The 4,776-nt window shown below is 75.0% G+C and carries 4 protein-coding genes and 1 pseudogene; 2 read left to right on the top strand and 3 right to left on the bottom strand.

What is annotated here, in order from left to right:
- Together F8274_RS29875 and F8274_RS29870 are read left to right on the top strand one after the other, a co-directional pair.
- On the top strand, positions 1-886 hold an 886-nt coding region (locus F8274_RS29875; RefSeq protein WP_151465685.1), incomplete at its 5' end, for an NUDIX hydrolase.
- Between the two features lie 345 nt (positions 887-1,231).
- Complete coding sequence (locus F8274_RS29870) at positions 1,232-2,170, top strand: phosphatidylcholine/phosphatidylserine synthase (protein ID WP_151465684.1); 939 nt, start codon at positions 1,232-1,234, stop codon at positions 2,168-2,170.
- Positions 2,171-2,227: 57 nt separating this feature from the next.
- On the opposite strand, the gene F8274_RS29865 is transcribed toward F8274_RS29870, so the two are convergent.
- The 3 genes and pseudogenes from F8274_RS29865 to F8274_RS29855 all read right to left on the bottom strand — a co-directional run.
- Positions 2,228-3,475 carry a phosphatidylserine decarboxylase gene (locus tag F8274_RS29865; protein ID WP_151465683.1) on the bottom strand — a complete coding sequence of 416 codons (1,248 nt, stop codon included), beginning with the start codon at positions 3,473-3,475 and terminating at the stop codon, positions 2,228-2,230.
- A 385-nt stretch (positions 3,476-3,860) separates the two neighbouring features.
- A pseudogene (locus tag F8274_RS32755) lies at positions 3,861-4,115 on the bottom strand (hypothetical protein); the annotation flags it as partial.
- A partial coding sequence (locus F8274_RS29855) for a LiaF domain-containing protein (protein ID WP_151465681.1) occupies positions 4,112-4,776 on the bottom strand: 665 nt, incomplete at its 5' end. The gene F8274_RS29855 and the pseudogene F8274_RS32755, both read right to left, overlap by 4 nt.

The raw sequence follows: 4,776 nt of genomic DNA, 5'->3' as shown, positions 1-4,776 counted from the left end.
GTACGGGGTGCTCCGGGGCCAGGGCGGTCGGGTGTTGCTGGCGCGAGGATCGGACCGCGGTCCGTACCCGGGGGTGTGGCAGTTGCCGGGGGGCGGGATCGAGCACGCCGAGCACCCGGCGCGGGCCGTCGAGCGCGAGTTCGCCGACGAGACCGGGCTGGTCGTGGCGGCGGGCGCCATCCGGGCCGCGGTCGCCGACGTGGCCGCCTTCCCCTCCGACGGTGTCGCCGTGCACACCGACCGGCTGATCTTCGAGGTCGAGGCGCGCGGCGGTGAGCTGCGGCCGGAGCCGGCCGGCGGCAGCGACGAGCTGGGCTGGTTCACCCCGGACGATGCCGCGGCCGTGCCGCTGATGCCGTTCACGGCCGAGCTGCTCGGGGTGCCGGTGTCGCCCCTGCCGGCGGGCCTGCCCCGGGCGCTGCCACCCGCGCCGGCCGTCCCCGACGCCGACCGGCGGCAGCGCTTCGCCGCGTACGGGCTGGTCACCGACCCGGCCGGGCGGGTGCTGCTCACCATGATCGCCGACGGCTACCCGGGCGCCGGGCGGTGGCACCTTCCCGGCGGTGGCACCGACCACGGCGAGCAGCCCGCCGCCGGCCTGCTCCGCGAACTGGTCGAGGAGGCCGGCCAGCTCGGCCGGGTGGTCGGCCTGCTGGCCGTGGACAACATGCACAACCCGGCCGCGCTCGGCCCGGAGGGGCGGCCGCTGGACTGGCACGGCGTACGGGTCATCTATCGCGTCCTGGTGGACGCACCGACCGAGGCCGTGGTGACCGAGCTCGCGGGCGGCTCGACCGCGCGAGCCGCCTGGTTCGCGCCGGAGCAGGTCAGCGGCCTGCGGATGACCGAGGTGGCCGCCCGGGCAACCGGACATCGGGGTAGCTGACACCCGCTCACCGAGCCGCCGTGGGCCTCCTCCGGTACAGTCGATGGCAGGGATTGGCCGACGAAAACGGGCGATGAGGCCCGAGATGGGAATAACTGAGCGGTTCGCGCGGTTAAGAGAGTTATAAGTACCGCCGGCAGCTATCGCCAACCCCCTATCCCCTGTGCAATGGTGTACTCCGCAAATGGGCTGCCGGGCCCGAAAGGTCCGGCACGAGACAGCCGGACACCCGCCCGCGTGGCGGCCACCGGATCCGGTGATGGAGGAAACGTGCCGAGAGCCCCATGGCGCCGGCGTCGTACGACTGACAGTCCGCGCCCCGCAGGGCGTCGCTGGGCGGGCCGGTTGCGCCGCAGCAGCACGTTCGCCCGCCAGGTGCTGCTGGTCCGGGTGGGCCGCCGGGACGGCGCCGCCGTCACCGGGACCGACCTGGTCACCCCCGACCACCGCTGGTCCGACCGCCAGCGTCGCCGCTACGGGCGGTACGACGCCGAGGTCGAGGCCGTCCGCTACGACGCCGAGGTCGAGGCCGTCATGCCGGTCAGCCCGGCGCTCGGCCCGGCCACGCCGGTCGACGAGTCGCCGGCCATGTCGATCCCGCTGCTGCCGGGCGAGCGCACCGCCGCCCGCCGGGCGAAGTTCGCGCTGGTCAACGCCTGCACCCTGAGCAGCCTCGTGCTCGGCATGCTGGCGATCTTCCTGGCCATGCAGGGCGAGGTCCGGGTCGCGGCGCTCTGCCTGATCGCCTGCGTCGCGTTCGACGGCCTGGACGGGGCGTTGGCCCGCAAGCTCAACGTGGCCAGCCCGTTCGGCGCGCAGATGGACTCGCTGGCCGACATGTGCTCGTTCGGCCTCGCCGCGCCGGTCGTGGTCTACGCCTCGCTGGCCGGCTCGGTGCCGCCGGCGGCCGCCGCGGTCGCCTGCGCCCTGGTCGCGGCCTGCGCCGCCATCCGGCTCGCCCGGTTCAACGTCTCGCCGAAGGACGGCCGGTTCTTCTGCGGCGTGCCGACCACCATGGCGGCCGCCGTACTGGCCCTGACCGTGGCGATCGGGGTGCCGGTCTCCGGCCTGGTCATGGTCGCCGGCGTGGCGCTGCTCGCCTTCGCCATGGTCTCCAGCTTCCCCTACGCGAAGCTCGCCCGGCTGGTGAAGCTGCCGCCGTGGCTCTGGCTGGCCCCGGTGATCGGCGCGCTGGTCGACATCCGGCTCACCTTCGCCCTCGTCGTGGTGGGCTACCTGGTCAGCGGCCCGGTGCTCTGGCTGCGCCAGCGCCACACCGCCTGACCCGCAGCACGGAAAAGGGGCGCCGCGAGAGCGGCGCCCCTTTTCGCGTTCCTGGGATCAGCTCCAGCGGGCGATGACCGTCGACCCGCCGACCACCTTGTCGCCCGGGCCGACCAGCGGCTCGGCGGCGTCGGCCGGCAGGTAGACATCGGTGCGCGAGCCGAACCGGATCAGACCGAAACGCTCGCCCCGGGCCAGCAGCGCGCCCACCGGCGCCCGCTGCACGATCCGCCGGGCGATCAGCCCGGTCCGCTGCGCCACCACCACCGTGCCGTGGTCGGTGTCCAGCACCGTGTACGCGGCCACGTTGTGCTCGGCGTCCGGCTTCATGGCGTTGACGAAGCCGCCGTCGGCGACGAAGTAGTCGACCACCTTGCCGGCGACCGGCGAGCGGTTGACGTGCACGTCCAGCACCGACAGGAAGACCGCGATCCGCAGCCACTCCTGGTCGCCGAAGCGCTCGTCGTGCAGCCGCTGCACCGAGAGGACCTGACCGTCCGCCGAGGCGACCACGGCCGACGGGTCCTCCGGCACGTCCCGCTCCGGGTCGCGGAAGAACGCGGCCACCGGGGCGGCGGCCAGCGCCGGCAGCAGCCAGAGCTTGGACTTCGGCCGGGCGGCCCGGGCCAGCGCGGCCAGGCCGAGGGTGATGCCGGCCGCGGCCACGCCGTTGGAGTCGATGTGCATGCTCCGGGTCAGCGGCACGCTCGACGGCCGGTACGCCGGGGAGAGCGACGCGGCCAGCGCGGCCGGCGCCGGAGTGGAGCGCAGGTGGTGCACGCGTACCGGCGGGGAGTTGCGCAGCACCAGGTCGGTGCGCACCCCGTGCAGCACCCCCTGCCGGTCCAGCTCGGCCCCGGCGCCCTCGGTGCGGAACAGCGGCGCGGCCACGCTCAGCACGGCCCCCTCGGCGAGGTACTTCGCCAGCCCGTCGACGGCGGTGCGGGCCTCCTCGGCGGTGCCGGTGACCGGCTCGGCCGCGATAACCACCGCGGCGGCGTCGGCCTCGGCGAGGGTGTCGACCACGCGTACCCGGTCGGCCACCCACCGGCCCTGGGCCGTCACGTGCGCGCGGAGCGCGACCGCGGAGGCGCCCTCCGCCGGCACGACCGTGAGCCGGTCGCCGGGGAGCAGCGCCTCGATCGCCGCGGCCAGCACCGCGGACTCCGGGGTCGCGCCGACCAGCAGGCCGGCCTTCGCGTCGTTGCGCCGGGCGAACTCACTCACGAGGGTGCGGGCGGCGCGCTCGCCGACGCGGACCGCACCGGCGGGACCGGTGACGGGCACGGCGGGGGACTGGGTCATCTCGGACGGGCTCCTGACGAGGTAGAGACGGACGGCTGCGGAACCGACCCGGGCGACCCGGCCGACCGGGCGCCCCGGCCGCGACCGGGGCGCCACGGGTGGGCCGGCCGGCGGAGGCGAGATCTCCACCAGCCAGCATAGGCGGCGCTGTCGCCGGACCGCACCGTCGCGGTCAGCCCGGCCCGTCCCCGCCGGTGCGCGGGCCGCCCCCCGGCCGGTCCGCCACCTCGTCGACCACCGGCAGCTCGCGGGTCGCCGGCTCGCCCGTAACTTCCGGCGACCAGTGTGGCTCCGCGTCGTAGGGGCGGTCCTCCCGCGCCGCGAGCGGCGCGTCGGTCACGCCGTCCGTGACCCACTCGTCCGCCTCCTCGGCGGCGGGCGCGCCGGCCTCGCCGGCCGGCGTGCCGGTCTCGTAGGGCGCGGACACGGTGGCCTCCGCCGGTTCCGGCTCCGGGTTCCGGCCGGAACGCAGCGCGCCGACCAACCCGAGCAGTCCGATCAGGATCAGCGCGCCGGCCAGGAACCAGCCCACCGGGGGCAGTGCCAGCCCGAGGATCCGGGCCAGCAGCCACCAGGCGGACAGCCCGAGGAAGGCCAGCCCGAAGGCGAACGACACAATGTCGGTGCGGTGAGCCTTCACCGGGTCACCTCCAGGTTTCCGGCGTTCACGTGGACCAGCAGGCGCAGCGTGCCGCCGCCGCGGCCGTCCGGCCCGAGATCGGTGTTCTCCCACTGGCGGCCGTTCAACCCACCGTTCCGCTTGCCGAAGACGGTGGCGTCACCTGCGTTCACGTCGGCCACCGTGGTGACGTCGACGTTCGGCGGCACGACCACCGTGGCCTTGCCGAAGTTGACCTCGACGGTCACCTGGGTGTCCTTCTTGTCGAAGTCGACCCCGCGCAGGTCGAGCACGGCGTCGCCGAAGTTGTTCTCGTACCGGTCGGCCAGGTCCCGGTAGTCCGCCGGAGCCCAGGTGACGTTGCCGTCGATCCCGCGGACTCGGTCGTAGGAGTCGGCGACGGTGGCGATGCCCAGCGCTGCCGCCGTCACCAGACCGAGTGCGATCAGCCAGCGGGCCCGGCCGAACCAGGTGCCCACGAGCAGCCCGAGCCCGATGGTGGCCAGCGCCGCGGCGAAGTAGCCGGCCGCGCCGACCGGGAAGGCGTCGAGGAGGTCGAGCATCGCCACCACGCCCAGCGCCAAAAAGATCAGCGAGAAGGTGACCGTGCCGAGGGCGGACCGTTCCTTCGGCCGCTTCGGTGGCTTGGCCGGGCGGGCCGGCGCCGGCCCGCCCGGCCAAG

Origin of the sequence: Micromonospora sp. AMSO31t (assembly GCF_008868175.1) — a bacterium.
Taxonomy (GTDB): Bacteria; Actinomycetota; Actinomycetes; order Mycobacteriales; family Micromonosporaceae; genus Micromonospora.
This window is presented reverse-complemented; position numbering and strand designations above follow the sequence as displayed.